The sequence below is a fragment of the Methylobacterium sp. WL12 genome, from assembly GCF_008039475.1.
In the GTDB taxonomy this organism is placed as follows: Bacteria; Pseudomonadota; Alphaproteobacteria; order Rhizobiales; family Beijerinckiaceae; genus Methylobacterium; species Methylobacterium cerastii.
The window spans coordinates 1-4,539 of record NZ_VRUW01000159.1 but is presented as its reverse complement, the minus strand read 5'-3'; the positions used below and the strand labels follow the sequence as shown (position 1 = coordinate 4,539).

Sequence of the window (4,539 nt, the reverse complement as noted above, 5' to 3'; positions counted from 1 at the left end):
ACTCAATAACGCCATGTCGATCACTCCATGACCCCCCGACCAAAAAGCCAGGGGTGGGTTCAGACACGGGTCACTTCTCGATGGAAACTTCCGGCTCCGCCGGGTCAACTCTCAGCGGAAATCAACAGCGTTCTTAACGCTTCGCTAACCAAGTCGATACGTCGAACGAGCGCACGCTTTACATAGAACAAAACAGGAACAAAATACGGTCATCGAAACGGAGTGACCGACATGCTCAAGCGGATGGTTCTGGTCGGCGTCGCGGAGTTCATGGCCTTCGGGCTGCTCGCGGTCGCGGTGGCGGGGTGGGCGGTAGCCTTGGCGCCGATCCGTTGACGGCGGCTCGCCGGCACTGGTTGCCGGCGCGCCCGTGCACAGGAGAATCGGTCGCAGACCCAGCGTCCCAAACGCCACATCGGCGGTGGATATCGGAGATCGCAGCGCGCCAGCCATCGACTCCTGCGGCCGAAGGACGGATTCCTGGGGCACCCGCACAAGGACCGTCATGGCGCGCCAGCTCAAGGAGGTCGGATTCGTCCACCTCCACGTCCACTCGTCCTATTCCCTGCTCGAAGGCGCCCTCAAGGTCGGCGACATCGTGAAGTCGGCGCTGGCCGACCATCAGCCGGCGCTCGCGCTCACCGACACCAACAACCTGTTCGGCGCGCTGGAGTTTTCCGAGAAGGCCGCCGGCGCCGGCATCCAGCCGATCGCCGGGATGCAGCTCTCGGTGGCGTTCGAGGCGATCGACCCGATGGCACGCGCCGCCAAGCCTCCCGGCAGCATCGTGGTGCTGGCCCAGGACGAGGTCGGCTACGGCAACCTGCTGCGGCTGGCGAGCCGCGCCTACTTCGACACCAACCTCGGCGACGCGCCCTGCGTGACCGCCGCCGCTCTCGCTGAAGCGTCGGACGGGCTGATCGCGCTCACCGGAGGCTTCACCGGGCCGGTCGACGCGGCCTTGCGCGCCAACCGCCCCGACCTCGCCGAGTCGCGCCTCGCGGCGCTGCGCGCGACGTTCGGCGAGAGCCGGCTCTACGTCGAGTTGCAGCGCCACGGCCTCGACGACGAGCGCCGGATAGAGGCCGAGCTGCTGCGCATGGCCGACCGCGACGGCCTCTCGATCGCCGCCGCCAACGAGCCGTTCTTCGGCAAGGCGGGCGATTACGACGCCCACGACGCCCTGCTCGCCATCGCCGACGGCCGCGTCGTCTCCGACGACCGCCGCCGCAAGCTCACCCGGCTGCACGGCTTCAAGACCCGCGCGGAGATGGCCGAGCTCTTCGCCGACCTGCCGGACGCCCTGCAGGCGACCGTCGAGATCGCGATGCGCTGCGCCGTCCGCGTCCGCACCCGCAAGCCGATCCTGCCGAACTTTTCCCGCGTCGCGGCGGGTGAGGCGGCCCCGAGGCAGGACACGCTGGCCGAGGCCGCGCCTGGCGTGCCGGCCGAGGTCGCCGCCGACGAGCCGACCGAGCTGCGGCGCCAGGCCGAGGCCGGCCTCGAGCTGCGCCTGCGGCAGCACGGGCCGTGCGAGGGCTTCACCGAGCAGAGCTACCGCGACCGCCTGGCGTTCGAGCTCGACGTGATCGTCGGGATGAAGTTCCCCGGCTACTTCCTGATCGTGTCCGACTTCATCAAGTGGGCCAAGGACCACGACATCCCCGTCGGCCCCGGCCGCGGCTCGGGCGCGGGCTCGCTCGTCGCCTACGCGCTCCTGATCACCGACCTCGACCCGCTGCGGTTCGGCCTGCTGTTCGAGCGCTTCCTCAACCCCGAGCGCGTCTCGATGCCGGACTTCGACATCGACTTCTGCGTCGAGGGGCGCGAGCGCGTGATCCAGTACGTGCAGGAGCGCTACGGCCACGAGCAGGTGGCGCAGATCATCACCTTCGGTACGCTACAGGCGCGCGGCGTGCTGCGCGACGTCGGCCGCGTGCTCGAGATGCCCTACGGGCAGGTCGACAAGCTGACCAAGCTCGTGCCGCAGAACCCGGCCAACCCGGTGACGCTGGTCCAGGCGATCGAGGGCGAGCCCAAGCTGCAGCAGGCGATGGAGGAAGAGCCGGTCGTCGCCCGGCTCATGGAGATCGCCAAGAAGCTCGAGGGCCTGCATCGCCACGCCTCGACCCACGCGGCCGGCGTCGTCATCGGCGACCGGCCCCTGGAGCAGCTGGTGCCGCTCTACCGCGACCCGAAGACCGGGATGCGCGTGACCCAGTTCAACATGAAGTGGGTCGAGGCCGCGGGCCTCGTGAAGTTCGACTTTTTGGGCCTCAAGACGCTCACCATGCTGCGGTGCTGCACCGACCTGTTGGCGCAGCGCGGTGTGATCGTCGACCTCGCGGCACTGCCGCTGGACGACGAGAAGACCTACGCGCCGATGGGCCGTGGCGAGACGGTCGGCGTGTTCCAGGTGGAATCGGCCGGCATGCGAAAAGCGCTCTGCGAGATGCAGGCCGACCGCTTCGAGGACATCATCGCGCTGGTCGCCCTCTATCGGCCGGGCCCGATGGCCAACATCCCGGTCTATTGCGAGCGCAAGCTCGGGCGCGACGCCGGCAACGAGGCGACGTGGTATCCGCACCCCAAGCTGGAGCCGGCGCTGAAGGAGACCTTCGGAATCATCGTCTACCAGGAGCAGGTGATGGAGATCGCCAAGCTCCTGGCCGGCTACTCGCTGGGCGAGGCCGACATGCTCCGGCGCGCCATGGGCAAGAAGATCCGCGCGGAGATGGACGCCCAGCGCGAGCGCTTCGTGAAGGGCTGCATCGAGGGTGGGCTGACCAAGCCCAAGGCCAACGAGATCTTCGACCTGCTGGCGAAGTTCGCCGATTACGGCTTCAACAAGAGCCACGCGGCCGCCTACGCCCTGCTGACCTACCAGACCGCCTACCTGAAGGCGAACTATCCGGTCGAGTTCCTCGCCGCCGCGATGAACCTCGACATGGACAACACTGACAAGCTCGCCGAATTCCGGCAGGATGCGCAGCGCCTCAAGATCGTCGTCGAGCCGCCCTCGATCAACACGTCCGGCGTCACCTTCGAGGTGCATGAGGGCCGCATCCGCTACGCGCTGGCCGCGATCAAGGGCGTCGGCCGCGAGGCGGTGAAGTCGATCGTCGAGGCGCGCGGCGAGCGGCCGTTCGAGGACCTCGCCTGCTTCGCCCGCCGGCTCAACCCGCGTCACGTCAACAAGCGCACCCTGGAGAGCCTGGTGGCGGCCGGGGCCATGGACGGCATCGAGCTGGATCGCGCCCGGGCGTGCGCCGCGGTCGAGCCGATGATGAAGCTCGCCCAGGGCGCGGCCGAGGCGGAGACCGCCGGCATCAGTGACATGTTCGGCGGCGTCACCTCCACCGACGTGAGCCTGCGCATCCCGGCCTACGAGGGCTGGCCGATGGCCGAGAAACTGAAGCGCGAATACGAGGCGATCGGCTTCTTCGTCTCGGGCCATCCCCTCGACGAGTATCAGGACCTGCTGGGCAAGCTCCGGGTGCAGAGCTGGGCGGAGTTCTGCCGCTCGGTCCGCGCCGGCACGTCGAGCGTCGGCAAGGTCGCCGCCTCGGTGCTCGATCGCTCGGAGCGCCGCACCAAGACCGGGAACAAGCTCGGCATCGTCACGCTCTCGGACCAGACCGGGCATTTCGAGGCGATCATCTTCTCCGAAGGCCTCGGACATTACCGCGAGATCCTGGAGCCGGGCCAGCCGCTGGTGCTGCAGCTCCAGGCCAACCTCGAAGGCGAGGACGTTCGCGCGCGGATCCTGGCCGCCGAACCCCTCGACGCTGCGGTGGCCCGTTACCAGAAGGGCATGCGGATCTACCTGCGCGACGAGGGTCCGATCGGCGCCGTGCAGCAGCGCCTCGCCATGCGCGGGGAGGGCGAGGTCTCGCTCATCCTGCTCCTCGACGGCGGCGGGCGCGAGGTCGAGATCAAGCTGCGCGACAAGTACCAGGCCACCCCGCAGATCGCCGGGATGCTGCGCGCGGTGCCGGGCGTGGTGCAGGTCGAGGTGAACTGAACCGCGCCGCCACTGGCGTCGCGTTCACGATCCGCAAACCACGTTCGACGGGAATCGCCCGGACACTCGGCCGGGGTGCGCTGGCGCAACTTCGTCAAAACCAAGCGATCCTACACAGCCTCGCTTAACCAAGCGGGACAGGGTCGATGCGGACGAAGGTGGTGCTGGCGCTGACGGTGGTCGTCTACCTGACGACGGGCCGGGCTCCGGGCTTGCGCGAGCTGCGCAACCCGGATGCGGAGCATGGCGGCGGGCGCGTCACCATCGCGCTCAAGCGCACCTGGGTCTGAGGAGGCGCCGCGACGCTCGACGTCGGTCGGAACGAAAAAAGGGCTTCTCCCATCCGCCGCGGCGGCATGGGAGGAGCCCTTTTTGCTGCGCGGGCTTCGCGAACGAAGCCCGCACCGACGTCGATGTCAGTACTTGCGGACGAGGGGGGTCGGCGCGGGGGCCGGGGCTGCGACCGAGTAGAGCGGCGCGATCAGGCGGATGAAGCCGTCGGTGGAGTAGTTGTC

The 4,539-nt window shown here is 68.5% G+C and carries 2 protein-coding genes; both read left to right on the top strand.

From position 1 onward, the window contains the following. Window positions 1-505: 505 nt before the first annotated feature. On the top strand, window positions 506-4,024 hold the full coding sequence (dnaE, locus tag FV226_RS26800) for a DNA polymerase III subunit alpha (RefSeq protein WP_147765317.1): 3,519 nt from the start codon (window positions 506-508) through the stop codon (window positions 4,022-4,024). Window positions 4,025-4,170: 146 nt separating this feature from the next. Next, window positions 4,171-4,314, top strand: coding sequence for a hypothetical protein (locus FV226_RS28260; protein WP_187275110.1), 144 nt, complete (start codon window positions 4,171-4,173; stop codon window positions 4,312-4,314). The last annotated feature ends 225 nt before the right edge of the window (window positions 4,315-4,539 follow it).

Coding starts and splice junctions, on each gene's coding strand:
- dnaE (WP_147765317.1), top strand. CDS start 506: ATGGCGCGCCAGCTCAAGGAGGTCGGATTCGTCCACCTCCACGTCCAC.
- FV226_RS28260 (WP_187275110.1), top strand. CDS start 4,171: ATGCGGACGAAGGTGGTGCTGGCGCTGACGGTGGTCGTCTACCTGACG.